This is a genomic window from Pseudomonas sp. GM78 (assembly GCF_000282475.1).
Lineage (GTDB): Bacteria > Pseudomonadota > Gammaproteobacteria > Pseudomonadales > Pseudomonadaceae > Aquipseudomonas.
The window spans coordinates 1-720 of the sequence record NZ_AKJF01000107.1 but is presented as its reverse complement, the minus strand read 5'-3'; the positions used below and the strand labels follow the sequence as shown (position 1 = coordinate 720).

1 protein-coding gene is annotated in these 720 nt (G+C 59.4%); it reads right to left on the bottom strand.

Going from position 1 to position 720, the window contains the following annotated elements:
• On the bottom strand, window positions 1–720 hold a 720-nt coding region (locus PMI35_RS13735), incomplete at both ends, for an immunoglobulin-like domain-containing protein (RefSeq protein WP_008060810.1).

Below are 720 nucleotides of genomic sequence, written 5' to 3'. Positions count from 1 at the left end.
CGCTTCATGACTCAGCGTCGCGGTGTAAACGATGACCCCGCCTTCAGTGATCGCGGTGTCGGTCGTCGACAGAGTAACCGTCGTGGCGTCTACCGAGTCGCTGATAGTGGTGACAGCCGGGGTGGTGCTGGGCACCAGGTTTTCAAAATTGCCGCCGGTCGTGCCGGTGATGGTGGTAGTGACAGTGCTGCCATTTACATAAACATCATTAACCGGCGTGTCGACGACGACGGTGCCGCTGGTCTTGCCCGCTTCGATGGTAATGACCGAGCCATTGCTCAAGGTCACGGTCACCGGCGTGCCAGCTGGATTGCTCAAGGTGGCGGTATAGGTGATCGAACCGCCTTCAACCACGCTGCCGGTCGCGGTGAGCGTCAGGCCAGTGGTATCTGGCGAATCGGTGATGCTGGTAACGGCTGGCGTGGTGCTGGGCACCAGGTTTTCAAAATTGCCGCCGGTCGCGCTGGTGATGGTGGTAGTGACAGTACTGCCATTCACGTAAACATCATTGGCTTGGGTATCAACGACCACGGTACCGGTAGTCTTGCCGGCTTCGATGGTGATGACCGATCCATTGCTCAAGGTCACGGTCACCGGCGTGCCCGCCGGGTTGGTCAAGGTGGCGGTATAGGTGATCGAACCACCTTCGCCCACAGCACCAGCCGCGGTGAGCGAAACCCCAGTGGTATCTGGCGAATCGGTGATGCTGGTAACGGCTGG